The 26241-nt window shown below is 62.7% G+C and carries 22 protein-coding genes and 1 riboswitch; of the genes, 11 read left to right on the top strand and 11 right to left on the bottom strand.

Going from position 1 to position 26241, the window contains the following annotated elements:
• The first annotated feature begins 22 nt into the window (after nt 1–22).
• From rpmA to ACYQ4Z_RS02080, 10 genes are all read left to right on the top strand, one after another.
• Nucleotides 23–292: a 50S ribosomal protein L27 gene (rpmA, locus tag ACYQ4Z_RS02125; protein WP_119334675.1), complete on the top strand. Its 270-nt coding sequence runs from the start codon at nt 23–25 to the stop codon at nt 290–292.
• A 46-nt stretch (nt 293–338) separates the two neighbouring features.
• Nucleotides 339–1451, top strand: coding sequence for a GTPase ObgE (gene obgE, locus ACYQ4Z_RS02120; protein ID WP_119334674.1), 1113 nt, complete (start codon nt 339–341; stop codon nt 1449–1451).
• Entirely contained in the window at nt 1429–2589 is a 1161-nt protein-coding gene (proB, locus tag ACYQ4Z_RS02115) for a glutamate 5-kinase (RefSeq protein ID WP_459859912.1), read from the top strand. The genes obgE and proB overlap by 23 nt, the downstream gene beginning before the upstream one ends.
• Before the next feature lie 53 nt (nt 2590–2642).
• Nucleotides 2643–3749, top strand: a complete 1107-nt coding sequence (locus tag ACYQ4Z_RS02110; protein ID WP_459859910.1) for a YeeE/YedE family protein — start codon at nt 2643–2645, stop codon at nt 3747–3749.
• Nucleotides 3739–4830, top strand: coding sequence for an anthranilate phosphoribosyltransferase (locus tag ACYQ4Z_RS02105; protein ID WP_219973086.1), 1092 nt, complete (start codon nt 3739–3741; stop codon nt 4828–4830). The genes ACYQ4Z_RS02110 and ACYQ4Z_RS02105 overlap by 11 nt, the downstream gene beginning before the upstream one ends.
• Before the next feature lie 47 nt (nt 4831–4877).
• Nucleotides 4878–5468 (top strand): malonic semialdehyde reductase, encoded by a 591-nt coding sequence (locus ACYQ4Z_RS02100; protein ID WP_285615202.1) that lies wholly within the window; start codon nt 4878–4880, stop codon nt 5466–5468.
• A complete protein-coding gene (locus ACYQ4Z_RS02095) occupies nt 5453–6418 on the top strand; it encodes an NAD(P)/FAD-dependent oxidoreductase (RefSeq protein ID WP_219973083.1) in 966 nt (321 codons plus the stop codon). Before ACYQ4Z_RS02100 ends, ACYQ4Z_RS02095 begins: the two co-directional genes overlap by 16 nt.
• Before the next feature lie 19 nt (nt 6419–6437).
• A riboswitch (cobalamin riboswitch) is annotated at nt 6438–6669 on the top strand.
• Nucleotides 6670–6711: 42 nt separating this feature from the next.
• The gene (locus tag ACYQ4Z_RS02090; RefSeq protein WP_459859908.1) at nt 6712–8556 is read left to right on the top strand and encodes a TonB-dependent receptor domain-containing protein; all 1845 of its coding nucleotides are present in this window, start codon (nt 6712–6714) and stop codon (nt 8554–8556) included.
• 15 nt (nt 8557–8571) lie between these two features.
• Nucleotides 8572–9549 (top strand): FecCD family ABC transporter permease, encoded by a 978-nt coding sequence (locus ACYQ4Z_RS02085; RefSeq protein ID WP_459859906.1) that lies wholly within the window; start codon nt 8572–8574, stop codon nt 9547–9549.
• 19 nt (nt 9550–9568) lie between these two features.
• Nucleotides 9569–10354, top strand: a complete 786-nt coding sequence (locus ACYQ4Z_RS02080; RefSeq protein WP_219973079.1) for an ABC transporter ATP-binding protein — start codon at nt 9569–9571, stop codon at nt 10352–10354.
• On the opposite strand, the gene ACYQ4Z_RS02075 is transcribed toward ACYQ4Z_RS02080, so the two are convergent.
• Nucleotides 10324–11286, bottom strand: coding sequence for a cobalamin-binding protein (locus ACYQ4Z_RS02075; RefSeq protein WP_459859905.1), 963 nt, complete (start codon nt 11284–11286; stop codon nt 10324–10326). The genes ACYQ4Z_RS02080 and ACYQ4Z_RS02075 overlap by 31 nt on opposite strands.
• A gap of 59 nt (nt 11287–11345) precedes the next feature.
• A complete protein-coding gene (gene clpB / locus ACYQ4Z_RS02070) occupies nt 11346–13925 on the bottom strand; it encodes an ATP-dependent chaperone ClpB (protein ID WP_459859904.1) in 2580 nt (859 codons plus the stop codon).
• A 140-nt stretch (nt 13926–14065) separates the two neighbouring features.
• Here clpB and ACYQ4Z_RS02065 point away from each other — a divergent pair, with 140 nt between their 5' ends.
• Nucleotides 14066–14611 (top strand): phasin family protein, encoded by a 546-nt coding sequence (locus tag ACYQ4Z_RS02065; protein WP_219973076.1) that lies wholly within the window; start codon nt 14066–14068, stop codon nt 14609–14611.
• A 100-nt stretch (nt 14612–14711) separates the two neighbouring features.
• On the opposite strand, the gene moaE is transcribed toward ACYQ4Z_RS02065, so the two are convergent.
• The 9 genes from moaE to ACYQ4Z_RS02020 form a co-directional block, all read right to left on the bottom strand.
• A complete protein-coding gene (gene moaE / locus ACYQ4Z_RS02060) occupies nt 14712–15179 on the bottom strand; it encodes a molybdopterin synthase catalytic subunit MoaE (protein WP_219973075.1) in 468 nt (155 codons plus the stop codon).
• Between the two features lie 3 nt (nt 15180–15182).
• Nucleotides 15183–15437, bottom strand: a complete 255-nt coding sequence (gene moaD / locus ACYQ4Z_RS02055) for a molybdopterin converting factor subunit 1 (RefSeq protein ID WP_119334663.1) — start codon at nt 15435–15437, stop codon at nt 15183–15185.
• Nucleotides 15438–15447: 10 nt separating this feature from the next.
• Entirely contained in the window at nt 15448–16650 is a 1203-nt protein-coding gene (locus ACYQ4Z_RS02050) for a molybdopterin molybdotransferase MoeA (protein ID WP_219973074.1), read from the bottom strand.
• Nucleotides 16643–17200, bottom strand: coding sequence for a molybdopterin-guanine dinucleotide biosynthesis protein B (gene mobB, locus ACYQ4Z_RS02045; RefSeq protein WP_219973073.1), 558 nt, complete (start codon nt 17198–17200; stop codon nt 16643–16645). Before mobB ends, ACYQ4Z_RS02050 begins: the two co-directional genes overlap by 8 nt.
• A gap of 62 nt (nt 17201–17262) precedes the next feature.
• The gene (yoaA, locus tag ACYQ4Z_RS02040) at nt 17263–19347 is read right to left on the bottom strand and encodes a DNA repair helicase YoaA (RefSeq protein WP_459859903.1); all 2085 of its coding nucleotides are present in this window, start codon (nt 19345–19347) and stop codon (nt 17263–17265) included.
• Nucleotides 19348–19380: 33 nt separating this feature from the next.
• A complete protein-coding gene (gene zapE / locus ACYQ4Z_RS02035; RefSeq protein ID WP_459859902.1) occupies nt 19381–20610 on the bottom strand; it encodes a cell division protein ZapE in 1230 nt (409 codons plus the stop codon).
• A 6-nt stretch (nt 20611–20616) separates the two neighbouring features.
• Nucleotides 20617–22050: a dihydrolipoyl dehydrogenase gene (gene lpdA, locus ACYQ4Z_RS02030; protein WP_459859900.1), complete on the bottom strand. Its 1434-nt coding sequence runs from the start codon at nt 22048–22050 to the stop codon at nt 20617–20619.
• 40 nt (nt 22051–22090) lie between these two features.
• Complete coding sequence (gene odhB, locus ACYQ4Z_RS02025) at nt 22091–23335, bottom strand: 2-oxoglutarate dehydrogenase complex dihydrolipoyllysine-residue succinyltransferase (RefSeq protein WP_459859898.1); 1245 nt, start codon at nt 23333–23335, stop codon at nt 22091–22093.
• A gap of 18 nt (nt 23336–23353) precedes the next feature.
• Nucleotides 23354–26185, bottom strand: coding sequence for a 2-oxoglutarate dehydrogenase E1 component (locus tag ACYQ4Z_RS02020; protein WP_219973067.1), 2832 nt, complete (start codon nt 26183–26185; stop codon nt 23354–23356).
• Nucleotides 26186–26241: the final 56 nt, after the last annotated feature.

The raw sequence follows: 26241 nt of genomic DNA, 5'->3' as shown, positions 1-26241 counted from the left end.
CGGTTCTTGCAAGGAGTAAGCAATGGCACACAAAAAAGCTGGTGGGAGTTCCCGTAACGGTCGCGATTCCGAGTCGAAACGCCTTGGCGTAAAACGCTACGGCGGGCAGTTCGTCCGTGCGGGCAACATCATCGTGCGTCAGCGGGGAACGCAGTTTCACCCCGGTGAAAACGTCGGCTGCGGCAAAGACTACACCCTCTTTGCGCTGACCGACGGGGTTGTCGAATTCGTCGTGAAAGGGCCGAAGCAGCGCCGTTTCGTCAACATCCGGCCGGTGCAAGACAACGCCTGATCGGTACGGATCGGGTGCGCTTCGTCGCCCCGCGTAAGAGGTAGCCATGAAGTTTTTCGACGAAGCGCGCATCGAAGTGATCGCAGGGAAAGGCGGCGACGGATGTGCCGCCTTTCGGCGTGAAAAGTACGTTCCCAAAGGGGGGCCAAGCGGCGGCGACGGCGGCCGTGGCGGCAGCATCTATTTCGAAGCCGACCCCAACCTCAACACACTCATCGATTTCCGTTACACCCGCATCTTTCGCGCGCAAAACGGAGAGCCGGGCCGAGGACGTGATCAGTACGGTGCGGCCGGTGACGATCTCATCGTCCGCGTCCCTGTGGGCACCGTGGTGCGCGACGCCGACACGGGCGAAATCATCGCCGATTTGGCGCGCCCAGGGCAACGTGCGCTGATCGCGCGCGGAGGCCGCGGAGGCTTGGGCAACCTCCACTTCAAATCGAGCACCAACCGTGCTCCGCGCCAATTCACCCGAGGTGAACCCGGGGAACACAAACGGCTCGAACTCGAATTGCGGGTGATCGCCGACGTCGGTCTGCTGGGGTTACCCAACGCCGGCAAATCGACCTTGATCCGACAAATTTCCGCGGCCCGTCCGAAAGTGGCCGACTACCCCTTCACCACCCTCTACCCCAATCTGGGCGTGGTCCGCACCGACGTCGATCGCAGCTTCGTCGTCGCCGACATTCCGGGATTGATCGAAGGAGCGAGCGAAGGCGCCGGGCTGGGACACCGCTTCTTGCGCCACCTGCAGCGAACCGCGCTGTTACTGCACTTGGTCGACCTCGCCCCGATCGACCCGGAAGCGGATCCGGTTCGCGACGCACAAGCGATCGTCGAAGAGCTGCGCCGTTACGACGAAACGCTCTATCGGAAACCGCGCTGGCTCGTCTTCAACAAGATCGACCTGATCCCGGAAGCAGAACGTGCCGAGCGCTATCGCGCGTTCCTCGACCGGTTCGGCTCCGTCGACCGTTGGTTTGCGATCAGCGCGGCAACGGGAGAAGGGTGCCAAGCGCTCGTCTATGCGATTCAAGACGCGGTGGACGCCGCGAAAGCACACCAGACACCCCCCGAAGCAGACGACGCGGATTCGGATCCGATGGCGCGCGAATCGATGAACGGGGATACGATCGATGACCGTACATCCCGCGCGTGACGTCTCCGGCAGTCTGACGACCCCACGCGCTGCGCTCGCGCAAGCCCGCCGCCTGGTCGTCAAGGTCGGGAGCGCCCTGGTCACCAACGATGGCGCGGGATTGGACACACAGCGACTCTCGGAGTGGTCGGGACAAATCGCCAACCTCGTTGCGCAAGGCAAAGAGGTGTGCGTGGTCTCCTCCGGCGCAATCGCGTGCGGGATGCGCCGGCTGGGGTGGCACAAACGGCCCAAGGCGTTGAACCTGTTGCAAGCGGCCGCCGCTGTCGGCCAAGCGGCGCTCGTCGAAGCGTGGGAACAGGCGTTTCGCCCGCACCACCGCCACACCGCGCAAATCCTCCTTACCCACGAAGACCTGGCGGACCGCACCCGTTACCTCAACGCCCGCAGCACGCTCACCACGCTCCTCACCCTTGGCATCGTGCCGATCGTCAATGAGAACGACACGATCGTCACCGACGAAATCAAATTTGGGGACAACGACACGCTGGGCGCTCTGGTTGCGAACGCGATCGACGCCGACGCACTCTTCATCCTCACCGACCAGGCGGGGCTCTTTACCGCCGACCCGCGCAAAGATCCCAAAGCCACGTTGGTCTCCGAAGCGAACGCCGACGATCCGGCGCTGGCGTTGATGGCAGGTGGCGCCGGTACCGGGATCAGTAAAGGGGGCATGATCACCAAGGTCCGTGCGGCAGAACGTGCGAGCCGCAGCGGCGCGCACACCGTGATCGCCTCGGGTCGCGAACCGAACGTCATCGTGCGCCTGGCCACTGGCGAACCGATCGGCACCTGGTTGAAAGCGCGCGCCACGCCGCTTGCCGCCCGTAAACAGTGGCTCGCCGACCACCTCAAAACCGCTGGAATCCTCTGGCTCGACGAAGGCGCGGTGGCAGCGCTCAAAGCAGGCAGAAGCTTGTTGCCGGTTGGCGTCACGCGGTGTGACGGAGATTTCCCGCGCGGCTCGGTGGTTTCGTGCCGCGCGCCAGACGGGCGCGAAGTGGCGCGCGGGCTCGTCAATTACGCCGCGCACGAAACCCGCCGCATCGCAGGACAACCCAGCCAGCGGATCGAAAGTCTGCTGGGTTATATCGATGAGCCCGAATTGATTCATCGTGACAATCTCGTTTTACTTTGATTACCATTGGCGCAGTTGCATCGCTTTTCTGCAACCCACCCGGAGGGCACGCCTTGGACTGGACGATCCACCACACCATTTTGCTGAGCGCGTTGGGCGCAGGCGGCATCGTTGGTTTCGTTGCGGCGCGCAGCCACTTCTGCACGATGGGTGCGATCTCCGACTGGATCAACATCGGGGATCTTTCGCGTTTGCGTTCGTGGTTCGTGGCGATCGCAGTAGCCATCTTGGGGACGATGACGCTGGAAGCCACACAAGGGCTCGATCTCGACTCGGACACCTTCCCCCCCTACCGGAGCAGCGAACTGATCTGGTTGCGTCACGTATTGGGCGGCCTGCTCTTCGGCGTCGGAATGACGCTTGCGGGGGGATGCGCAAACAAAAATGTGATCCGACTGGGCGGTGGAAACCTCAAATCGTTGCTCGTCTTGGCGATCATTGCGGTAACCGCCTACTATCTCAACTGGCTGGGTGGCTACGGCACCCTTTTCTATCCGTGGCTGGCTGCCACAGCGATTTCCCTCGATGGTCCGCAAGAACTCGCGCGTGTCGTGACCGGCAGCGATAGTCCATTGGCCCACTACGCGATTGGCCTCCTCCTTGCGGTCGCTTTGCTCCTTTTTGCCTTCCGGGACGCCGCGTTTCGCGCCAGCCGTCAGCTTGTCCGAGCGGGCATCGTGATTGGCCTGGTGGTCACCTTCTTGTGGTGGCTCACCGGTAGCGAAACGACGGGCAGTGCGTGGCGTGACTTTGCCGATTTTGCCGATGAGCAATTGAGCCGAGTCAATACCCAGTCGATGACCTTCATCGCGCCGTTGGGCGATCTCGCCTATTACTTGCAAGCGCCCAGCGCTTGGAACCGCTTGAACGTTGGAATCCTGGTGCTCGTCGGCGTCACGCTGGGTTCGTTCCTCCACGCTTTGGTCACACGCTCGTTTCGAATCGAGTGGTTTGCGGACCGCAGCGACCTGCTCAACCACCTAGTCGGAGCGTTTTTGATGGGTGTGGGCGGCATTCTGGCGATGGGCTGCACGTTCGGACAAGGGATCACCGGCATTTCGACGCTTGCCGTCGGGTCATTTTTGTCCCTCGTCAGTATCGTCGCGGGTAGCGCGCTCACCATGAAGTGGCTTTATTGGAGAATGATGCGTGACCTCTGACACACCCCAGCACGCCATTCGCACAGCCATCGAAAAGATCGCCACGGGGCCGCACCTTTCCAAACCACTGACTCGTGACGAAGCCCGCGAAGCATTCGCGGCGATCCTATCGGGACATGCCACGCCCGCGCAGATCGGCGTTTTCCTGATCGCGCTGCGGATGAAACGGGAGACCGACGACGAATTTCTCGGGCTACTTGATGCGCTCATCAGTGAAACGAACCCGATCACGGTTGCGGTCGAATCGTTGGCGATTTTGGCCGACCCATTCGATGGCTTTGCGCGCTCGATGCCCGCTTCTCCCTTTCTCCCCGCGGTCTTGGCAGCCTGCGGCCTTCCCACTCTAGCGATTGGACTGCCCCGTTTGGGCCCCAAATACGGAGTGACCCACGCCCAGATTCTGAGTGCCGCGGAGATCCCCGTCGCGCGGACACCGCAGGAAGCCGCGGCAGCCGTCGAGCATTGCGGCTGGAGTTATTGCGATCAACACCAGTACGCACCGCGAATCGCCGCGCTCGTGCCGCTTCGCAACGAAATCGTCAAACGCACCGCGCTCAACACGCTCGAAACCTTGGCCAAACCGTTGCTCGGCAAGCGCGAAACCCATCACCTCTCGGGATATGTCCATTCCCCGTATGCCCGCCTCTATGCCCTGCTGGCGCGCGCTGCCGGTTTTACCTCGGCCGCGATCACGAAAGGTGTCGAAGGGGGCTTTCTTCCCCCGTTGAACAAGACCAGTGTGGTCGTCCGCATGCCGACCGAGGGGGACACCACGGAATCGATCGATCCGGGTGCGCTCGCAATCCAGCATGCAGTCCGCGCCCCCGAATGGCCTCGTGCCATGCCTGATCCCACTGATTCGCCCGATTGGCAACGCGACGCCGCCCATTATGCGGCGCAAACCGGAATCGCCGCGCTCCAAGGCGCGCCAGGCCCGACCGCGGATGCGCTGGTCTATGGTGCGGCGATCGCGCTCTGGCACACCGGAAAAGTCGGATCGCTGGCCGAAGGCGCTGCCCGTGCGCGTTCGGTGTTGCGCAATGGCGCAGCGTGGGATCGATGGGTTGCCGGCAAAAACTGACAAGCCTTTTCACAATCCTGCACCGAAGCGCCCAAAGGAGCCACACGATGAAACCCACATTACCTGACGCGGCATTAGCGCAACTCTTTACCGAAGCCCGTTCCCACAACGGGTTTCTTCCCGAACCCATTCCCGATGAAACGCTTCACGCCCTCTACGACCTCCTCAAATGGGGACCGACTGCGGCGAACGGGTGCCCAGCCCGCTTTCGCTTCATCAAGTCGCCCGAAGCGAAAGCCAAACTCAAAGAGACCCTGGACCCCGGAAACGTCGAGAAAACCATGGCGGCACCGGTCACCGTATTGATCGGCTACGACCTCGCCTTCTACGAAGAGCTGCCGAAACTCTTCCCCCATACCGACGCCCGCGCCTGGTTCGCAAACAACGAGGCGCTCGCCCGCGAAACCGCATTTCGTGATGCTGCGCTGCAAGGCGCTTATCTGATCCTCGCCGCGCGCGCTCTAGGGCTCGATTGCGGCCCTATGGCCGGGTTCGACAAAGCGCGCGCCGATGAACTCTTTTTTGCCGGCACGACGATCCGCTCCCTCTTTCTCGTCAACTTGGGCATCGGTGACCCGAGTAAGCTATTTCCGCGCAACCCCCGTCTTACGTTCGACGAGGCATGTCAGATCCTCTGAGTGTCGCAATCGTTGGCGCGGGCCCTGCCGGACTTTCGGCGGCCTTGTGGCTCAAGCAGCTGGGTTATGCGCCTTTCGTACTCGAAGCGGCTGAAGCGCCGGGTGGAATCCTACGCTTCAATTTTTTGGCCAACGAGTGGGTATTGGGGCAACACGGGCTGACCGGCACCGAGATGAGTGCCCGCTTCGTCGCGCACGCCGAAGCGGCAGGGATCCCGATCGCATGCACGAGCAGCGTACAACGATTGGTTCCGGTCCCAAACGGGTGGCGCCTGTTTCTTCACGACGGCACACCGCGACATGCCGCCGCTGTGATCGTCGCCACTGGTTTGCGCTACCGCGGACCTGAGGCACTCGCAACCGTTGCTGGGATTGGGCAGTTGTCCGCATCGGAACTCGCTTATGGCCCCTTTGCGTTCCGCGATCTCGATCTCTGCCAAGGCAAGACCGTCCTGATCGTTGGTGGCGGCGACAACGCCTTTGAAAACGCCAAGATGGTCGCCGAGCTGGGCGGGTGCGCGATCATCCTCTGCCGATCCCGTCCGCGCGCTCAACGGCAACTGCACGAAGCGGTCGAACGCTTCGCTGACCGGATACGGGTGGTTATGCACGCCACCCTCCGTGCCGTTCGTCGGGAAGCGGGGAAACTCGTTGCGAATTGGCAGACCGTTTCCGACACAACGGAAGTCGCAATGGTCGATCGCCTCCACGTCTTGATCGGCTACGCGCCTAACAGCGAATGGTTGGTCGCGGCGCTGGGCGACACCGCAACGGCGCTTGCCCGCGACGAGGCGGGCTACCTCATCACCGACCGTTGGGGGCGAACGCCGCTGCTGCGACTCTACGCCGCAGGCGATCTCGTCGAACGCGATTTCCCCAATGTCGTCTCGGCGCTCGCAAGCGGTGCGCGTGCGGCGAAAGCGGTCGATATTGACCTGAGCAATCGCTGAATCGTATACTTCATTCTTTTATACCATTCGTGTTCGCGGTGCCGCATCCACCCCTCTGGTCGATGCGGTGAAACGGGAAAGCGGTGCGCACCGGTGCCCCCGGTGCAAAGCCGCTGCTGCCCCCGCAACGGTAAGGGTTTCGTCCGCACCATCACGCCACTGGCAGCACTGCTCGGATCGGGTGGCCTGACCGGGAAGGCGGTGTGGAACATGACCCGAGCCCGGAGACCGGCCGCGAACGGGTTCCACCGCCACAGCCACGGGGGAATGGCTGGAGTTGGGAGTGTTCGTTCATGTCGGCAATCGCTCTTTTGCGCCCGAAAAAGGGGCGTCATCTGCTTTTGATCCTTGGATTCGTCGCGACAAACCCACTTGCCGTTGCCCAATCGTCGGCGTTCGACCCGGTACTGCCGACGATCGCCGTCACCGCAAGCCGTATACCGACCCGCACCGACGCGTCGCTCTCTGCGGTGACCGTACTCACCCGTGACGCGATCGAACAAAGCGGTGCGCGCACCCTCGTCGATCTGTTGAACCAGACCCCTGGTGTGCGAATCGTGCAAAACGGTGGCCCAGGGGCATCGGCTTCGCTCTATTTGCGCGGCGCGGAAGCGCGCCACACGCTGGTGCTCATCGACGGAATGCGAATCGGTTCGGCGACCTTGGGGACTGCAACACTCGAAGCGATTCCGCTCGAGCTGATCGAACGGATCGAGATCGTTCGCGGCCCGGCAAGTGCTTTGTACGGATCGGACGCGATCGGCGGCGTGATCCAAATCTTTACCCGCAAAGGGACCGAAGCCACCCACCGCCGCGCGTTCGTCGGCCTGGGCAGTCACGAAGAATACCAGACGAGCGTCGGCGTTTCAGGCGGCAACGACGCGTTTCGGTACGCACTCGACCTGGGTGCCGAAGGAACCGAGGGGATCGAAGCAACCACACCATCCAGTGATTACCACCAACCCGACCGCGACGGCTGGCGCAACCGTTTCGCCAGCGCCAACCTCTCCTGGTCGCTCGCCAACGGTGGCGAAATCGTGCTCGCCAGTTTCGCGACCCGTGGCCGCAACGAATACGACGCCTGGGGTGCGGGAACGTTCAATGCGTTACTGCACAAAGATCTGACCAGCAACCAAGTCACTACCCGCCTGCCGCTCACGGAAGCATGGCTCTCCACGCTGCGCTTGGGCGAAACCCGCGATACGTCGAAAGCGCTTGCGAGCGCCAGCAACGTGAGTCGCTTCGCGACGGCACAACGTCAATTCAGTTGGCAGAACGAGGTGGCGTTGCCGCTCGGGGTACTCCTTGCTGCGTTCGATCTCACCGCGACCGAGGTGGACGCCACCACCCAATACACCCGGTCCAGCCGAATCGTTCGCGGCTATCTCTTGGGCTGGCAAGCGGAACAGGGCCGACACGGTTGGCAACTGACCGCACGCCACGACGACAACAGTCAGTTCGGGGGCAAAACCACGGGACAAGCCGCGTATCGCTATCAATTCACTCCGGAATGGCAGGGCCGAGTCGCCGTGAGCAGCGCGTTCAAAGCGCCGACCTTCAATCAACTCTTTTGGCCAGACACCGGTTTCGGCGGCGGTAACCCCGATCTACAACCGGAAAGCGCTTATCAAAAAGAGGTGGGGATCCGCTGGCAGCGTGGCGTCACCGCTGCGGAGTTGACACTCTTCGATGCACGGGTCAAAAACCTCATCGCGGGCTGGCCGCCCGAAAACGTCGCACGCGCCCGGATCAAGGGGGCGGAGCTGACGTATGCAAGTCAATTCGGCGCGTGGCATTTCCGTATCAACGCCGATTGGCTCAACGCCACCGACGAAGCCACAGGTAAGCGGTTGCCCCGTCGCGCTCCAGCAGCCCTCTCTGCATCACTCGTCTATGATGCGAAACAGTGGCAGGCCGGGGTCGATCTCAACGCCCAACGGGCGCGCTGGGACAATGTCGCCAATACCACACGGCTCGACGGCTACGGCCGAACCGACCTGTGGTGGCATTACGCGCTGACGCGGTCGTGGCGATTGGAAGCGGAAATCCGCAACCTGTTCGATCAAACCTACGAGACTGCCGCCACCTATCGGCAACCGGGGCGGACGTTCTTCGTCGGTTTGCGGTACCGCGACTAAAGCCTTCGTGCGCCGATGCCGTTCGCGCAACGCCGTGTCGCCCTACTGCTCCTGCTCGTGGGTTTGACCGGTGCAAGTTTTTTCTTGGCGCTTGGCGTCGGCGCGCTGCCGCTCCCCGTCACAACCGTCTGGGCAGCATTGTGGCATCACGACCATCCCGCGTTTCCCGTCGTATGGGGGCTGCGCGGCGCCCGCGCTGCCGCGGTGTGGAGTGCCGGCGCGCTGCTGGCACTCGCCGGGCTCCTCATGCAGACGTTATTGCGCAACCCTTTGGCTGACCCCTACGTGCTCGGCGTTTCGAGTGGCGCGGCGGTGGGAGCACTTGCGGCGATCGTGCTCGGCGCGGCAGGGCTGGGCGTTGCCGCTGCAGCGTTTGCGGGCGCGATCGTCGTGATGGCGCTCGTCTTCGCGCTCGCACACGGTGCTGGCCCTTGGTCGGCGACGCGGCTCATCCTCACCGGCGTGATCGTCGCGTCGGGCGCAAGCGCCGTGGTCGCGCTGCTGCTTACGTTGGCGCCGGAGCAGCGACTCCATTCGATGCTCTTTTGGCTGATGGGTGACGCAGCAGGCACGACCTTTTCGCCGTGGCCGATGGTGATGCTCATCGCGGTTTCGCTTTTGCTCGTCACTTGGGGGCGCGACCTCAACGCGCTTGCCTACGGGGAAGCGACCGCGCAGGCAGTCGGCGTCCCCGTTACGCGGTTGCGGTGGGGACTCTACGTGCTGGCGTCGCTCCTGACCGCAACCGCGGTAACCCTCGTCGGATCGGTGGGTTTCGTCGGACTGATCGTGCCGCACGCCGTGCGCATCATGATCGGCAACGATCACCGCTGGCTGATTCCCTGCTGCATCTTTGCTGGCGGTACGCTCCTGATGGTGGCCGATACCGCAGCGCGAACGCTATGGGCACCGTTGCAATTGCCCGTGGGCATCGTGACGGCGCTCCTCGGTGTCCCGTTCTTTTTGTGGCTTCTGGTGCGCGCGCGCACCTAACGAAGACGAAAAACGCGCGATGCCCACCCCACCGCTCCTCACCGCCGACGCACTCACGCTCACGCTGGGGCAACGCACGTTGTGCCGTGGCCTCTCCCTCTCCGTCCATGCGGGTGAATGGTGGGTCGTGCTCGGCCCCAACGGCGTTGGCAAATCGACCTTGTTGGCGACGTTGGCCGGATTGCGTGGGGCTACCGCCGGAACGATCACGCTTGCGGGTCGCCCCTTGACGCAATGGTCTGTCCGCGAGCAAGCGCAATGGCGCGGATGGCTTGCGCAGACCCCTTTTTTCCCGGGCGATGCGACGGTGCTCGAAGCGGTGCTCGTCGGTCGTCATCCCTATCTGGGACGCTGGGGTTGGGAAACGGCGGCAGACCTTGCGATCGCCCGCGAGGCGCTCGCGGCGGTCGATCTGGCCGGTTTCGAAGCGCGCCGCTTGCATACCCTTTCCGGAGGTGAGAAACAGCGCGTTGCGATCGCAACCCTACTGGCACAACAACCGCGCGTCTATTTGGTCGATGAGCCGACCAATCACCTCGACCTGCGCCACCAACGCCAGGTGCTCGAACATTTTGCCGCACGCTGTCGCGCCGGGGCCACGGTGGTCGCCGCGCTCCATGACCTCAATTGGGCAGTGCGTTACGCAACCCATGCGATCCTGCTTTCCCTTGATGGCGACACCGAGGTGGGCGAAGCCGCCACCCTCTTGACCGCGGAACGGTTGAGCGCGCTCTATGGCCTTTCGCTTGTTGCGTGCGGCAATCCGCCACTGCGTCATTTCATCCCTTCTGATGCGGCCTCGTGACGCAGCGCCGCTAGGTGGCTGCGCGCCGCTTCGAGCGCCGTACAGAGCTGCTCCGCCCCATCGAGTAGCCGCGGCGTCGGACGTTGCAAGAGTGCCGGGGGGATGAAAACCAGATTGTCCGCACGAACTGCGGTGAGTTGCGGCCACGCGCGCCACGCGTCGAGCCAATCAGGGCGTTCTTCCCCCATGCCGCTTGCGACGATCACCTCGGGGTCCGCTGCGAGCACGGCTTCGACCGAAACGGTGGGCGCCAGCGCATCAAGCGCTCCGAAGACGTTCACACCACCACAGAGGCGCATCACGTCGGTAAGGATCTGCTGCCCGCCAATCGTGCGCAGCGGGCGATCCCAGATTTGGTAAAAGACCCGGACTGGGGCACGCCCCGCATACCGCGCAGCCAACGCGTCACGACGCGCCAAGAATGCCTGTGCGGCCCGTTCACCCGCAGCGGGATTACCCGCGAGGTAGGCGAGATTGCGCAGGGTCTTGGCGATGTCGTCGAGCCGGTTGGGCTGGGAGCGATAGACCGGGATACCGAGCGCTTCGATGCGCGCCACGACGTCCGCGGGATTACCGCTTGCCCATGCGACGACCAGATCGGGTTGAAACGCCAAAATCCGCTCGAGATCCAATCGCGACACCCCGCCTACGCGCGGCAACTGCGCCGCGTCGGGCGGGGTGTCGCTATAGTCGACCGCCGCAACGACCCGGTCGCCGACCCCCGCGGCAAAGAGGTTTTCCGTGACGTGTGGCGCCAGACTCACGATCCGTTGTGCCGGGGTAGCGACCGCCACCGACTGCCCGGTGTCGTCGATGACTTGGATCGGTTGGGCCACCGCGCGCGTCCCCACTACGCCCAGAAGGCAAAAGAAGAGCGCACCGGCCCACACCAGGTGGAACCGTACCCACGCATAGGTGCAGGATCTCAACACAGCTCGATGCCTTTCGTTACCAACCCAACCACCCTGAAAGGAGAGTGTTCGCGCAGCGATCAGCCTTTTTCGAACACGAACTGCCCACCACGCACATCGACCACGATGGTATCTTTCGGGCCGAATCGTCCTTCGAGCAGGTACTTCGCCAGCGGGTTTTCGATGTGCTCTTGAATCGCCCGCTTGAGCGGCCGCGCGCCATAGACCGGGTCGTAGCCGACCTTGGCGATCTCCATGAGCGCCGCATCGGTGACCTTGAGCGCCATGTCGTGACGCGCCAGCCGTTTTTCCAACCGCTCGAGCTGAATCCGCGCAATACCGGCGATGTGCTCGTCTTTGAGCGGATGGAACACGACCACCTCGTCGATGCGGTTGATGAACTCGGGGCGGAAGAAGTTCTTCACTTCGGCCATCACCGCGAGTTTCAGTACCTGGTAGTCCCCTTCGTCCGCAAGCTGTTGGATGCGTTGACTCCCCAGGTTCGACGTCATCACGATCACGGTGTTCTTGAAGTCGACGGTACGCCCTTGCCCATCGGTCATCCGGCCGTCGTCGAGCACCTGCAACAGGACGTTGAAGACGTCGGGGTGGGCCTTTTCGACTTCGTCGAACAGGATCACACTGTAGGGTTTGCGCCGCACCTGCTCGGTGAGGTACCCCCCTTCTTCGTAACCGACGTACCCCGGCGGCGCGCCGATGAGCCGCGCCACGGAGTGTTTCTCCATGAACTCGCTCATGTCGATCCGGATCAGATGATCCTCCGAATCGAAGAGGAATTCCGCAAGCGCCTTGCACAGCTCGGTCTTCCCGACACCGGTCGGCCCCAGGAAGAGAAACGAACCATAGGGACGGTTTTCGTCGCCCAACCCGGCGCGCGAGCGGCGGATCGCGTCGGAGACGAGCCGCACCGCTTCGTCCTGACCGACGACCCGACGATGCAGATACGCCTCCATTTTGAGGAGTTTTTCGCGTTCGCTCTGCATCATCTTCGAGACCGGGATACCGGTCATGCGCGAAACCACTTCGGCGATCTCTTCCGCCCCCACCTGCGTGCGCAGGAGCTTGAACGGGGCGCCGCTTTGCTCCGCCTCTTCCGCTTGCTTGAGCTGCGCTTCCAACTTCGGCAGCTCACCATACTGCAGTTCGGCAACCTTGTCCCATTGCCCTTTACGCTGCAGATCGGCGATCTGCGCGCGCAACTGATCGATCCGCTCCTTGAGATGCTTCGTGCCTTCGATCCGCGCTTTTTCCGCCTTCCAGATCTCTTCGAGTTCGCTGTACTCGCGCTGCAGTTTTTCGAGCTCCTCTTCGATCAGCTTCAACCGCTTCTGGCTTGCCTCGTCTTTCTCTTTGCGCACCGCTTCGCGCTCGATCTTGAGCTGGATGATGCGGCGTTCGAGCCGATCCATCGCCTCGGGCTTCGAGTCGATCTCCATTTTGATCCGCGCCGCTGCCTCGTCGATCAGGTCGATCGCCTTGTCGGGCAAGAAGCGGTCGGTGATGTAGCGGTGCGAAAGCTCGGCTGCCGCGACGATCGCCGGGTCGGTGATCTCGACGCCGTGATGGATTTCGTACTTCTCTTGCAACCCGCGCAGGATCGCGATCGTCTGTTCCACCGTCGGTTCTTCGACGAGCACTTTTTGGAAGCGCCGTTCGAGCGCGGCGTCCTTTTCGATGTATTTGCGGTACTCGTCGAGCGTGGTCGCCCCGATGCAGTGGAGCTCACCACGCGCGAGCGCCGGTTTCAACATATTGCCGGCGTCCATCGCCCCTTCGGCCTTGCCGGCACCCACCATCGTGTGGATCTCGTCGATGAAGATGATCACGCGGCCATCCTGTGCGATCTCTTTGAGCACCGCTTTCAGCCGCTCTTCGAATTCCCCACGGTATTTCGCGCCTGCAATCAGCGCCGCCATGTCGAGCGCCAAGACCCGTTTGTCGCGCAACGTCTCCGGAACCTCGCCATTGACGATCCGCTGCGCAAGCCCCTCGACGATCGCGGTCTTCCCTACCCCGGGCTCGCCGATCAGCACCGGGTTGTTCTTGGTACGGCGCTGCAAAATCTGAATGGTACGGCGAATTTCGTCGTCCCGGCCGATCACCGGGTCGAGCTTGCCTTGGCGCGCGCGTTCGGTAAGATCGATGGTGTATTTGCTGAGTGCTTCGCGCTGCGCTTCGGCCTCAGGATTGTCGACTTTTTGTCCGCCTCGTACCTGTTGGATCGCCGCTTCGAGCGCGCTCCGGGTAAGCCCGTACTCTTTGGCGAGCCGCCCCGTTTCGCCCTTGTCTTCGGTGAGGGCAAGGAGGAACATTTCGCTCGCGATGAACGGGTCACCCCACTTTTGCGCCTCGCGATCGGTGAGGTTCAACAGGTTCGCCAGATCGCGTCCGATCTGCACTTCCCCCCCCGTACCGGTGACTTGGGGAAGCGCTTGGATCGCTTTTTGCAACGCGGCGCGCAGACCGGGAACATTGACGCCGGCCCGTTGCAGGAGCGACCGCGTGGAACCATCTTCTTGGTCGATCAGCGCCAACAGGAGGTGCTGCGGTTCGATGAACTGGTTGTCGTTCCCTACCGCGATACTTTGCGCCTCTTGGAGCGCTTGCTGGAATTTGGTGGTGAGTTTGTCGAAACGCATCGTTCGTTCCCTTTCGTTCGGAAATAGAGCTATCTCACAGTGTGGGGGCAAAAAAATCGATTTCAAGGGCGATTTGTTTATTCCGTGGGTGCTCGCTATACTGAACGGCAATGGCGCGACCATCAACGGGAGGGATGATCATGAGCAAAAAAACCAGCGCGAAACCCAGTCCGGCGAACGAACCGTGGGTGGCGATGATGAACGAATGGCTGGCCCTGACGCAAAGCGCGATGGCTCAAACGCAGCGGCTGGTTGCGCTGCAAAACGAGTTGGCGCGAACGCTATTCGAAGAGAGCATCCGTGCGTCGCAAGCGCTCGCGGATACCAGTGACCCTTCGGCGCAACAGCAGCAGCAACAAGCGTTCGCGCAGCGCGTCACCCAACAGGTGATCGCGGCGATGAACGAAGTGGCGCAGCTCACCGTGAAGAGCCAAGCGGAGATGAATCGGTTCTTCGCTCGGACGCTTGAGACGAGCAACGTGCTGTGGCAGCAGTGGTGGCAACAGGGAAGTGCAGAACAGAAAGGTGTTGTCCCGCCCTTTCCGTGGGGTAATACCCAGGCTGGCCAGCCGCTCTGGCCCGACCCCAGCAAGACGCTCGAAGCGATGCAAGAAGCCACACGGATGACCACAGAAATGTGGCAAAAAATGGCAGGGATCGGTCAGTCCGAAAAGCCCCAGCAATAAGGAGGACGCGCCGCGGTTGCAAAAACGCTCCGCGGCTGAAAAAGAAACACCGCTCGAGCGCAACACCGCCGCAGAGCGTGAGCGGTCGCTGACACTGCGCTTACCAGCGCAAGGCGCGTTCTTCGTCGCTTGCGCGCGCTTCGACCCAGCGCGTTTCGCCCGACGCAGTCGTCTCCTTTTTCCAGAAGGGCGCGCGGGTTTTCAGATAATCCATCAGAAATTCACACGCAGCAAACGCGGCGGCGCGGTGGCTACTGGCGCAGCCGACGAAGACGATGCGGTCCCCCACCGCCAGCGGCCCGACGCGGTGAATCACCGTCACCGCGGTAAGCGGCCAACGGCGCCGCGCCTCGTCGACGATCGCCGCGAGCGCCTTTTCGGTCATACCTGGGTAGTGTTCCAGCGTCATCGTCGTCACCGCGCCATCCTCTTGCGGGTGCGCCCGCACGAGCCCCAGAAAGGTGGCGACAGCGCCCACGGTCGGGTCGGCTTCGTGAAGGCGCTGCGTTTCGACCCCCGGGTCGAAATCTTCGCTTTGAACGCGGATCGTCACTGCGTCCTTGGCCATCGCTCAGCCTCCCGTCACAGGGGGGAAGAAAGCGATCTCGTCGCCATCGGCGATCGGGTCGTTCCACGCGGCGATCTGCTGATTGCGCGCGCAGTGGATCTCCTCGCGGCTCAACGTCTCGGCCCACGCCCCACCCCGTGCGCACAGCGCTTGACGCAGATCGTCGACGGTTTGCCACGTTGCGTTCCAAGCGAGTGTTTCCCCGCTCGTTCCCAGCGCGTCGCGCACGCGCGCAAAGTATTTGATGGAAAGCGCCATGGGATGCTCCTTACGCCAATAATTCACTCATCGGCCAAAAGCGCACGCGGTCACCCGGAGCGATCGGCGTCCCTTCGGGCACTTCGACCAACCCCTGCGCCCAGACGAGCGAGGCGATCGTTGCCGAACCCTGATCGGGGAAGATTTCAGCGGCGCCATCCGCATTCAACCGGGCGCGCAGGAACTCCCGCCGTTTGTCCGGGCGCGTCCACGCGAATGCTGCCGGCACTTCGATCACGTGCGGTAAGACGTCATCGACCCCCATGAGTCGGAGCAGCAGCGGCCGGACCAACAGCAAAAAGGTGACGAAACTCGAAACGGGGTTACCGGGCAAGCCGACGAAATGGGTCGCGCCGACGTGACCGAACGCCAGCGGCTTCCCCGGTTTGATCCGCAGTCGCCACAGGTCCAGCCGCCCCAGTCGTTCGACCGCGGGTTTCACGTGGTCCGCTTCTCCCACCGAAACGCCCCCAGTGGATAGGATGAGGTCGGCGTCTTCGGCAGCACGCGCCAATGCGTCACAAGTGGCTTCGAGCGTGTCGGGAATCGCCCCCAAATCGGTGACCAGGCAACCCAGTGCTTCAAGAAGCGCAATCACTTGATAGCGGTTGGAGTTGTAGACGCCTCCTGGCGGCAACGGTTCACCCGGAGCGACCAACTCGTCCCCGGTTGCCAAGAGCGCAACCTTGACCCGGCGAAAGACCGGCAGGTGCGCACAGCCCACACTTGCCGCCATCGCGATCTCTTGCGGCCGCAAGCGGGTTCCCACTTCCAGTACCCGCGCGCCACGCGCCACTTCGCTCCCGGCGCGCCGCACCGCTTCCCCTGGTCGGGGCGCGTGGTGGAAGGTCACGTGGTCACCGTGCGCTTCGGTCATCTCCTGCATCACCACCGCGTCGGCGCCTTCGGGAAGCGGCGCACCGGTGAAAATGCGTGCCGCGGTACCCGGCTGCAACGGCACACCAACGGAACCGGCCGGGATGCGCTGCGTCACCGGGAGCGTCACGCCCGGTTCGGCAACATCGGCCGCGCGTACCGCATAACCATCCATCGCCGAGGTATCACGCTCGGGAATCGCGATCGGCGAATGGATCGGCTCGGCCAAAACGCGATTGCGCGCTGCCGCAAGCGCGACGACTTCGTATTCGGAAACCGGTCGGACTGCAGCCAACAGTTGGGCGCGAGCCGCCTCAAACGGCATCAAGTCACTCATGGTTGTTCTCGATCTCCTCTTCTTCCCATTGCTCGGCACTGTAGGCCAATTCGAGCGCCGCTTCGGCAACGGCTTCTGGGTGGTCCAGATCGAGCAAGGGCAACGGGCACTCCTCAGGAAGCGCCGACCGTGCTTGCTCGCCACCCGGGGTCGCCACGGCACGGATCATCGGCTCTTCTGGCCAGATCGGCGGTTTGCCCACTTCCGGGCGGTACACTTCTACTTTCGGGATCGGCGCCCGTTTGAAGCCTTCGACGACGACGAGATCGCACGGCGCCAGCAACCGCAGCTGCTCGGCGAAGGGGGGCTCCGGCGCGCCGCGCAATTCGCTCATCAAAACCCAACGCGCGTCGGAAAGCATCAACACTTTGCTGGCTCCGGCTTCGCGGTGACGCCACGAGTCCTTCCCTGGGGTATCGAGGTCGAAGCCGTGGTGCGCATGTTTGATCGTCGCGACGCGCAACCCCTGGGCGCACCACACCGGGATCATGCGTTCGATCAAGGTCGTTTTTCCTGATCCGGACCAGCCGGCGATACCGATGACGCGCATTCCCCTCATCCGAATTCATGAAGCGATAAGGATAGCGGAAAAAGGAGGCAGCGGGAAGGCGCTCAGGGCGCGCCGTCGGAGTGAACGCCGCTTGGTGCCGCCGTTTCACGCGGCTCCGGGAACAGGGTGCGCAAGAAATTTTCCGCGACCGCGAGCGAGCGACTGCGGCGGAACGGGGGCAGGCTCGACCACAGAACCTTGCCATAACCACGGGTTGCCAGACGCACATCACAAATGCAAAGTACGCCATGGTCCCGTTCGCTGCGGACCAACCGCCCCGCTCCCTGCTGCAAGAGCGTCGCGGCGCGCGGCACTTGGATGGTGAGAAAGGGGTCACTGCCCGCGCGTTTCATCCGCGCAATCTGGGCCGCTAGGAGCGGCTCGTTGGGCGGTGCGAACGGCAAGCGGTCGATCACCACCACCGAGAGCGCTTCGCCCACGACATCGACCCCTTCCCAAAAACTGTGGCTGGCGACGAGCACAGCGCGTGGCGTCGTGGTAAAGCGCGCGAGCAGCGTCTCTTTGGGGGCGTCTCCTTGGGTGAGCACCACGAACGGTGCGTCGTCGGTCCCGCCCTGGGTGCGCAGCGTTTCGGCCACCGCGCGCATCGCGGCAAGCGCCGTGCACAACACGAGCGTCCGTCCGTTCGCAGCGGTGGCAAGCCGCCGCGCCACCTGAGCGACCGCTTCGCGATGCCCGGCTGCGTTCGGTTCGGGAATCGCGTCGGGAACGATCAAGAGCGCCTGCCTTCGGTAGTCGAACGGGCTTTCCCACCGCGCCGCCGTGCTCGGTTTTTCGGTGATGCGGGTAAGCCCCATCTGATGCCGGAATTGGTCGAACCGCCCCCCGACGGTGAGGGTAGCCGAGGTGAAGATCCACGCCGCGGGCGACGCGGCGATCAGATCCCGCACCGCTTCGGTTGCAGTAAGAGGTGTGCGGTTGAGCGTCAGATAGTGCGCGCTGGCGTCGAACCAGAACACCTCTTCACCGTTTCCTGTCGGTGCGGCCTGTTGCCAGGTGTCGAGCGCGCGGGCTAACCGTTTGGCCTTCTCCGCGAGCTTCGCCAACAGTTCGGTGCGTTCGGCAACCGCCGCAAGCGCCTGATGCACCGCCGACGCCGCCGCTTGCCAAGTGACGAGCGCTGCGACGAAAGGGGCGCTCTGTGGCAGATCGGCGATCGTCCCTCGCAGCGTCCCAGTGAGTGGCAACGCCAAACGCACGTCCCGGGTCGTCTTTTCGAAGCGGTCGACCACCGCCACGCCGTCACGGAAATCACCGCCCAGCGTCGACAACTCAACGCGCGCATCGTGGGCGAGACGCAATGCTTCGAAGGTCGACACCGACTCGCCGTAGTAATGGGGGAGCAGGTCGGGAAGCTGGTGCGCTTCGTCGAAGATCACCACGTCACACGCTGGCAAAAGCCCGGCAACACCCTCCTCTTTGATCTGCTGATCGGAGAAAAAGAGGTGGTGGTTGACGACGACCAATTCGGCATCGAGCGCTTCGCGGCGTGCGCGGAAGACGAAGCAGTCGTCGAAATGGGGGCATTCGCTGCCGACGCAGTTGTCGCGCGTCGAGGTGGCGTAGGACCAAGCCAGCGCATTTTCGGGCACCGTAGCACATTCGCTCTTGTCCCCGCTTTGGCTGTGCCGCGCAAAGCGGCGGATTTCGCGCAACCAGCCACCGGTTTCCGGCTCTAGGAAGCGCCCTTCTTCGAGATTGCGCTCGAGATGAAACCAACAGACATAGTTATTGCGCCCTTTGAGGAGGGCGCGTTTGACAGGTACGCCGAGCGCCGCGGTGAGCCGCGGCAGGTCACGGTGAAAGAGCTGATCTTGCAAAGTACGGGTACCCGTCGACACCAAGGTTCGCCTGCCGGAAAGGAGAGCCGGGGCCAAATAGGCGAAGGTCTTGCCGGTACCGGTGCCCGCTTCGGCAACCAGGATGGCGCGTGTGGCGATCGCGTGCGCGACCGCCACCGCCATCTCTTGTTGTGCCGTGCGTGGGGTGAAATCAGGCAGTTTTTGCGCGAGACGCCCCAAGGGTGCAAAAAGTTCGCGCACTGCAGCGCCCCAGTCGTCCGAGGCAGGTGCTTGCGCGCCTGTGGTGGGCGAATCGATTTCCGGCAGGGCTTTTTCCGGCACCATGCCCGGTATTGTGCCAGAAGAGACCCTGCGCGATCAGTCGCTGGCGTGCGCCGCTTCGAGGTACGCTCGGGTACGCATCTCCAAGAGGCGCGAGACGGTGCGCGCGAACTCGTTCGCGTTTCGCCCTTCCGGATAGAGGTCGTACGGGTCGACCGCCGCGGAGACGATCAATTTCACTCGGTGGTCGTACAGAACGTCGATGAGCCACGTAAAGCGGCGCGCCGCTTCGGCCTGCGCCGGGGACATCGCCGGAACGTTCGAGAGGATCACCGTATGGTACTCGTTGGCAATCGCGAGATAGTCGGCTTGTCCGCGCGGCCCGTCACAGAGCGCGGCAAAATCGAACCAGATCACCCCTGCGGCATTGCCGCGCGTGGGGATCGTCCGCTCGAACAGAGTGATCGTTCCGGGTTGCGGCAATACTCCGGTCAACGCTTGGAAGTCGGCAGCGAGTTTCGCGTCGTTTTCCGGCGTCAGCGGCGTCAGATAGAGATCGACGTTCTCGAGCGTCCGCAACCGGTAGTCGGTCCCGCTATCGACCTCGATCACGTCGCACATCGCTTTGATGCGCTCGATCGTCGGGAGGAAATTGACCCGCATCAGACCATTGGGATAGAGCCCGTCTGGGTGGTAATTGCTGGTCATCACGAGCACGGCGCCCTGCGCCCAGAGCGCATCGAGGAGCCGCCCAAGGATCATCGCGTCGGCGATGTCACTGACGTGAAATTCGTCGAAACAGAGCAACTGCGCCGTCTCGAGGATTTCTGCCGCGACCAGACGCAACGGATCGGGTTGCTTTTTGTGCCGTTTCAGCCGTTCATGCGTCTCTTGCATGAAGGCGTGGAAATGGACCCGACGCTTGCGCGCAAAGGGGACATTGGCAAAGAAGAGGTCCATCAGGAAACTTTTGCCGCGTCCGACGCCACCCCAGAGATAGACGCTCTTGGGGGTTTGGTTCGCTGCCACCGGGGCGGGCGCAAGGGACTCCGCCGCCCCGCTACGCCCGAAGAGTTTGCCTAAGAGCCGCTTGATTCCAGACGCAGGCGCCGCTGCGCCACCCGGCGTTTGCTGCCCGGATGCTACCCGATCGTCGTCTTGCGCCGAGCGCGCAAGCAACGCGTCGGCCAATTGCTGTAACCGTTGAAGCGCTGCTTTCTGCGCTGGGTCTGGTTGGTAGCCGCGGGTAGCGATCGCCGCGTCGTACGCGGCAAGAAGCGGCCCTGCCCCCGCACCGGTCGCGGTGCGGGGTTGAACGGTTGGCATCTCCATTTAGAAGTGGAGCGGTCGCTTGTCGACGGCAAGCGCCGCTTCATGCACCACCTCGGAGAGGGTCGGGTGGGCATGGCAGATCCGCGCCAGATCTTCGGCTGCTGCGGCAAACTCGAGCGCGACCACCGCTTCGGCGATCAGTTCGGAGGCATTCGGGCCGATGATATGCACCCCCAAGATGCGGTCGGTTTTGGCGTCGGCGAGCATCTTGACGAACCCATATCCGGCCCCCATACCCAGCGCGCGGCCGTTCGCCAAGAAGGGAATTTTCCCAGCGCGGTAGTCGACGCCCGCCGCTTTGAGTTCCGTTTCGGTCTTCCCGACCCAGGCGATTTCGGGTTCGGTGTAGATCACCCAAGGAATCGCGTCGTAATTGACGTGACCCGCCTGCCCAGCGATCCGCTCCGCGACCATCACCCCTTCTTCCATCGCCTTGTGGGCGAGCATCGGCCCACGGACGACGTCCCCGATCGCCCAGACGTTGGGCAAATTGGTACGGCAATGGTCATCGACGACGATCTGTCCCCGTTCATTGACCGTCAAACCCACTTTGTCGGCGTCGAGCCCGTCGGTGTTCGGAACCCGTCCCACCGAGACGATCAGCCGATCGGCTGCGAGCCGCTGTTCTGCACCGTCGGCAGAGCGATAGCGGATCACCACGCCGTCCCCTTCGACTTCGGCGCCGTCGATCGTGACGCCGAACGCGAACGAGAGCCCCTGCTTGGTGAGCAATTTCTGCGCCTCTTTCGCGATCTCTGGGTCGGCGGCGGTAAGAAATTGCGGTGCCGCTTCGAGGATCGTCACCTCCGAGCCGAGGCGCCGCCACACCGACCCCATCTCGAGACCGATCACACCCGCACCGATGATCGCAAGCTTCTTCGGCACGGCTTGGAGCTTCAGCGCCCCAACGTTGTCGCAAATCACCTGGTTATCCACGGGGATATTGGGCAGATGGCGCGCTTTCGATCCTGTTGCGACGATCACGTGGGTTGCCGCGACGGTTTTTTCGCCCACCGCGACGCGCCATGTGTCGCCTTCACGGCCAACGAATCGACCGTGGCCAGGGAGCAGCGTCACCTTGTTCTTGCGAAAAAGCCCTTTGATTCCTTGAGTGAGTTGCGTGACGATCGCGTCTTTACGTGCGATCATCTTCGGAACGTCGATCTTGGGCGCGCCGACCTCGATCCCTTGGGCGCTGAAGTCGTGCGCCGCGAGTTCAAAAAGATGCGAGGTGTGTAGGAGCGCCTTCGACGGAATGCAACCGACGTTGAGGCACGTCCCCCCAAGGCGCGGTTCCCCTTTCGGGTCGTCGTACGGGTTCGACTCACAGCACGCGGTCTTGAAGCCGAGCTGCGCCGCACGAATCGCGGCCACGTAACCGCCTGGCCCACCGCCGATCACAAGCACGTCATACTGCTCTGATGGTTGGCTCATTGTTGTTCACTCCCTGTCTTGGTGTTGGCCCCGCTGGCTTTTAGAGGTTGAGAAGGAGGCGTGCTGGATCTTCCAGCGCCTCTTTGATGGTTCTGAGCCCGAGTACGGCTTCGCGCCCGTCGATGATGCGGTGGTCGTACGAAAGCGCCAAGTAGTTGATCGGGCGAATCACGATCTGGCCGTTCTCGACCACCGGGCGATCCTTGGTGGCGTGAATCCCCAGGATCGCCGACTGCGGCGGGTTGATGATCGGCGTCGAGAGCATCGAACCGAAAACCCCCCCGTTGGAGATCGAGAAGGTACCGCCGGTGAGCTCTTCCACGGTGAGCCGTCCATCTTTCGCCCGTTGCCCGAATTCGGCGATTTTCTTTTCGATTTCGGCAAAACTCATTTGATCCGCGTCACGGAGAATCGGCACGACCAATCCGCGTGGCGACCCCACCGCGATACCGATGTCGATATAACCGTGGTAGATGATGTCGTCGCCGTCGACCGACGCGTTGAGGATCGGGAATTTTTTGAGCGCTGCGCACGCCGCTTTCACGAAGAAGCTCATGAAACCCAGCCGCACGCCGTACTCTTTCTCGAACTGCTCACCGTACTTCTTGCGCAGTTCGATCACCGGCAACATGTTCACTTCGTTGAAGGTGGTGAGCATCGCGGTCTCTTGCTTCGACTGCAGCAAGCGCTCCGCGATCCGCTTGCGGATTTTGGTCATCGGAACCCGCTGCTCAGGACGCTCGCCCGCCGGCATCGCCGCGACCGGCGCCGCTACAGGCGCCGCCGCTGCTGCCTTCGGCGCTGCTTGAAGCGCGTCCTCTTTGGTGACACGCCCCCCACGGCCCGTTCCGGTCACGTCGGTCGCCGAGAGCCCCTTCTCTTCGAGGATCTTGCGCCCGGCGGGACTGGCAACACCCGCGGCAGCAGGCGCAGCGGCAGCAGGCGCAGCTGCCGCAGGCTCGGCCGCCGGTGCTGATGGAGCAGGCGCCGCAGCGGGTGCTGCTGCGGGCTCAGCCGAAGCAGCGTTCGTCGTGGCTGCTGCTTGTGCTTCGGTGTCGATTTCGGCAATCACCTCACCCGAGGTCACCGCCTCACCATCTTTTTTGATGATGCGCACCAGCACGCCATCAGCAGGAGCTGGCGTTTCGAGCACCACTTTGTCGGTTTCGATATCGACCAGGTTTTCGTCGCGCTTGACCGCTTCCCCCTCCTTCTTGTGCCAGGTGACGAGGGAGGCTTCGGAAACCGATTCGGACAATTGCGGAACTTTCACTTCGATCAACATGGTGACTCTCCTCTTTTATTAGGCGTCGATGGGTCCAAAGGCGTTTTCGATGAGGGCTTTCTGTTGCTGGACGTGTTTGGCGAGGTACCCGACCGCGGGCGACGACGAAGCCGGCCGTGCCACGAGGAGCAGCCGCTTGCCTTTCCCAAGCATGTTGTCGAGATGCTGACGCGACAGCAGCCAGTACCATGCGCCCTGGTTGCGGGGCTCCTCTTGCACCCAGACGTACTCTTTCAACTGGGTAAAGGGCGCGAGCGCCGCCTCGAGCGCTTTCGCCGGGAAGGGATAGAACTGCTCGAGCCGAATGATCGCGACGTCCTCGATCCCTTTCTCTCGGCGATACGCGGCGAGTTCGTAATAGACCTTACCCGAACAGAAGAGTACCCGTTTCACCTTCTTCGGATTGAGGTCTTCGACCTCGCCGATCACCGTCTGAAAGCCCCCTTGGGTGAAGGCCTCACGCGGCGACGCCGCTTCTTTCAAGCGCAATAGCGACTTCGGCGTGAAAACGACCAACGGTTTGCGGAGCCGGCGCAGCATCTGCCGACGCAGCAGATGGAAGATTTGCGCTGCGGTGGTGGGTTGGCACACCTGCCAGTTGAGCTCGGCCGAAAGCTGGAGGTAGCGCTCGATGCGCGCCGAGGAGTGCTCCGGCCCCTGCCCTTCGTAGCCGTGTGGCAACAACAGGGTGATGCCGCTCAGTCGTCCCCACTTCGATTCGGCCGAAGAGATGAACTGGTCGATCACGACCTGCGCGCCGTTGGCGAAATCCCCGAACTGTGCTTCCCAGATCGTCAGTTGGTTCGGTTCGGTGAGCGAATAGCCGTAATCGAAACCGAGCGTCCCTTCTTCCGAGAGGGTGGAGTCGAACACATAAAACGGCCCTTGCCCCTCTTGGATGTTTTGCAGCGGCACGTAGGTGCCGGCATCCCAGCGCTCGCGGTTCTGGTCGTGCAACACCGCATGACGGTGAAAGAAGGTGCCGCGCCCCACGTCTTCCCCGGAGAGGCGAATGCCAAATCCTTGCGCGACGAGCGACGCATACGCCAGGTTTTCCCCAAACCCCCAGTCGGCCGGAATTTCGCCGCGCCCCATGGCTTTGCGGTCTTCGATGATCTTCTGCACCCGCGGGTGGAGTGCAAACCCTTCAGGAATGGCCGTCAGTCGTTCCGCAAGACGTTCGACTTCGGAAACGGGGATTGCGGTGTCGCACTCGTCGGTATAGGGCTGGCCTAGGAACGGCGTCCAATCGACCGCGTGTTTGCGCACGACGTTATTGACCACCGGGTTGTACAACAATTCACCACGATCGAGTGCGTCGCGATAGCGGGCGATGAACGCGTCGGGTTCGTCTTGCGGGATCACCCCCTCTTGCACCAGTTTTTCGGCATAGCGTGCGCGTGTACCCGGATGCTGCCGTACCTTGCGGTACATCAGCGGTTGCGTCACCGCCGGTTCATCCTGCTCGTTGTGACCGAGTTTCCGGAAGCAGACGATGTCGATCACGACATCTTTCTTGAACTCCTTGCGAAATTCGAGCGCGAGTTGCGTGACGAACGCGACCGCTTCCGGGTCGTCGCCATTGACGTGGAAGATCGGCGCTTCGACCATCTTGAAGACGTCGGTGCAGTAGGTGGTCGATCGCAAATCGCGTGGGTCCGAGGTGGTAAACCCGATCTGGTTGTTGATCACGATATGGACCGTGCCGCCGACCCCATAACCCCGCGTTTGCGAGAAGTTGAGCACCTCTTGGTTGACCCCTTGCCCCGCAACCGCAGCGTCTCCATGGATGAGGATCGGCAACACTTCGTCTTTCGCACTCGGAGTGCCACGCCGCACTTGCCGCGCATAGACCGACCCCAAGACCACAGGGTTCACGATTTCGAGGTGCGACGGGTTGAACGCCAACGAGAGATGGACCGGACCACCCGGGGTCAAGACGTCGCTCGAAAAACCCATGTGGTATTTGACGTCACCCGATGAGAGGTCGGAGGCCTTCTTCCCTTCGAACTCGTCGAAGAGCATTTTCGGCGACTTCCCGAGCACATTGACGAGTACGTTGAGTCGCCCCCGGTGGGCCATCCCGATCACGATCTCTTGCGCCCCGTTCCGCCCGGCAGTACGAATGGCTTCGTCGAGCGCGACGATCGCCGATTCGCCCCCTTCGAGGGAAAACCGTTTCTGACCGACATAACGGGTGTGGAGGTAACGCTCCAAGGTCTCTGCCGCGGTCAACCGCTCCAAGATCCGCTTCTTCTGGTCGGCGTCGAACTTCGGCCGGTTGCGGATCGGCTCCATACGCGCCTGCAGCCACCGCTTTTCCGCGGTGCTGGTGAGGTACATATATTCGACGCCGATGGTGCTGCAGTAGGTCTGCCGCAGCGCGTCGAGGATCTCACGCAGCGTCCCGGTCTGTTTCCCCAACCCCTGGAACGAACCGACGTTGAATTCGCGGTTGAGGTCTGCTTCGGTAAAGCCATAGGTCGAAGGTTCGAGCTCGGCAACCGCCGGTTTTTCGAAGCGCTTCAGCGGGTCGAGATCGGCGATGCGGTGCCCCATGAAGCGGTGGGCGTTGATGAGCTGCAGCGTCGCCACCTGGTACTGCCCATCATCCGAGCCCGTTTTGACGAAGCGGACCGGGCCCATCCGCCCGAGCTGCTCGAACGCGGCGACGATCGGCGAATGGGGCCGCTCGTCGATTTGCGGCCCTTGGGCACGAATCTGTTCGAAATAGGCGCGCCACGCTTCCGGAACCGACATCGGGTCGGCGAGGAAATGTTCGTAGAGCGCTTCCACGAACGGGGCGTTGCTGCCAAAAAGGGCGGAGTTCGCCAAAAAATCACGATACATGGCAGGTCTCTCTCGTTGCGTCACTTCCCTGGTTACACAAAAGGCACAAGGCGCCC

This window comes from Hydrogenophilus hirschii (assembly GCF_054656675.1).
This window is presented reverse-complemented; position numbering and strand designations above follow the sequence as displayed.

What these genes read in the sequence shown, in the direction of transcription:
- rpmA (WP_119334675.1), top strand. Translation starts at nt 23, where the DNA reads ATGGCACACAAAAAAGCTGGTGGGAGTTCCCGTAACGGTCGCGATTCC.
- obgE (WP_119334674.1), top strand. Translation starts at nt 339, where the DNA reads ATGAAGTTTTTCGACGAAGCGCGCATCGAAGTGATCGCAGGGAAAGGC.
- proB (WP_459859912.1), top strand. Translation starts at nt 1,429, where the DNA reads ATGACCGTACATCCCGCGCGTGACGTCTCCGGCAGTCTGACGACCCCA.
- ACYQ4Z_RS02100 (WP_285615202.1), top strand. Translation starts at nt 4,878, where the DNA reads ATGAAACCCACATTACCTGACGCGGCATTAGCGCAACTCTTTACCGAA.
- ACYQ4Z_RS02095 (WP_219973083.1), top strand. Translation starts at nt 5,453, where the DNA reads ATGTCAGATCCTCTGAGTGTCGCAATCGTTGGCGCGGGCCCTGCCGGA.
- ACYQ4Z_RS02090 (WP_459859908.1), top strand. Translation starts at nt 6,712, where the DNA reads ATGTCGGCAATCGCTCTTTTGCGCCCGAAAAAGGGGCGTCATCTGCTT.
- ACYQ4Z_RS02085 (WP_459859906.1), top strand. Translation starts at nt 8,572, where the DNA reads ATGCCGTTCGCGCAACGCCGTGTCGCCCTACTGCTCCTGCTCGTGGGT.
- ACYQ4Z_RS02080 (WP_219973079.1), top strand. Translation starts at nt 9,569, where the DNA reads ATGCCCACCCCACCGCTCCTCACCGCCGACGCACTCACGCTCACGCTG.
- clpB (WP_459859904.1), bottom strand. Translation starts at nt 13,925, where the DNA reads ATGCGTTTCGACAAACTCACCACCAAATTCCAGCAAGCGCTCCAAGAG.
- ACYQ4Z_RS02065 (WP_219973076.1), top strand. Translation starts at nt 14,066, where the DNA reads ATGAGCAAAAAAACCAGCGCGAAACCCAGTCCGGCGAACGAACCGTGG.
- moaE (WP_219973075.1), bottom strand. Translation starts at nt 15,179, where the DNA reads ATGGCCAAGGACGCAGTGACGATCCGCGTTCAAAGCGAAGATTTCGAC.
- moaD (WP_119334663.1), bottom strand. Translation starts at nt 15,437, where the DNA reads ATGGCGCTTTCCATCAAATACTTTGCGCGCGTGCGCGACGCGCTGGGA.
- ACYQ4Z_RS02050 (WP_219973074.1), bottom strand. Translation starts at nt 16,650, where the DNA reads ATGAGTGACTTGATGCCGTTTGAGGCGGCTCGCGCCCAACTGTTGGCT.
- mobB (WP_219973073.1), bottom strand. Translation starts at nt 17,200, where the DNA reads ATGCGCGTCATCGGTATCGCCGGCTGGTCCGGATCAGGAAAAACGACC.
- yoaA (WP_459859903.1), bottom strand. Translation starts at nt 19,347, where the DNA reads ATGGTGCCGGAAAAAGCCCTGCCGGAAATCGATTCGCCCACCACAGGC.
- zapE (WP_459859902.1), bottom strand. Translation starts at nt 20,610, where the DNA reads ATGCCAACCGTTCAACCCCGCACCGCGACCGGTGCGGGGGCAGGGCCG.
- lpdA (WP_459859900.1), bottom strand. Translation starts at nt 22,050, where the DNA reads ATGAGCCAACCATCAGAGCAGTATGACGTGCTTGTGATCGGCGGTGGG.
- odhB (WP_459859898.1), bottom strand. Translation starts at nt 23,335, where the DNA reads ATGTTGATCGAAGTGAAAGTTCCGCAATTGTCCGAATCGGTTTCCGAA.
- ACYQ4Z_RS02020 (WP_219973067.1), bottom strand. Translation starts at nt 26,185, where the DNA reads ATGTATCGTGATTTTTTGGCGAACTCCGCCCTTTTTGGCAGCAACGCC.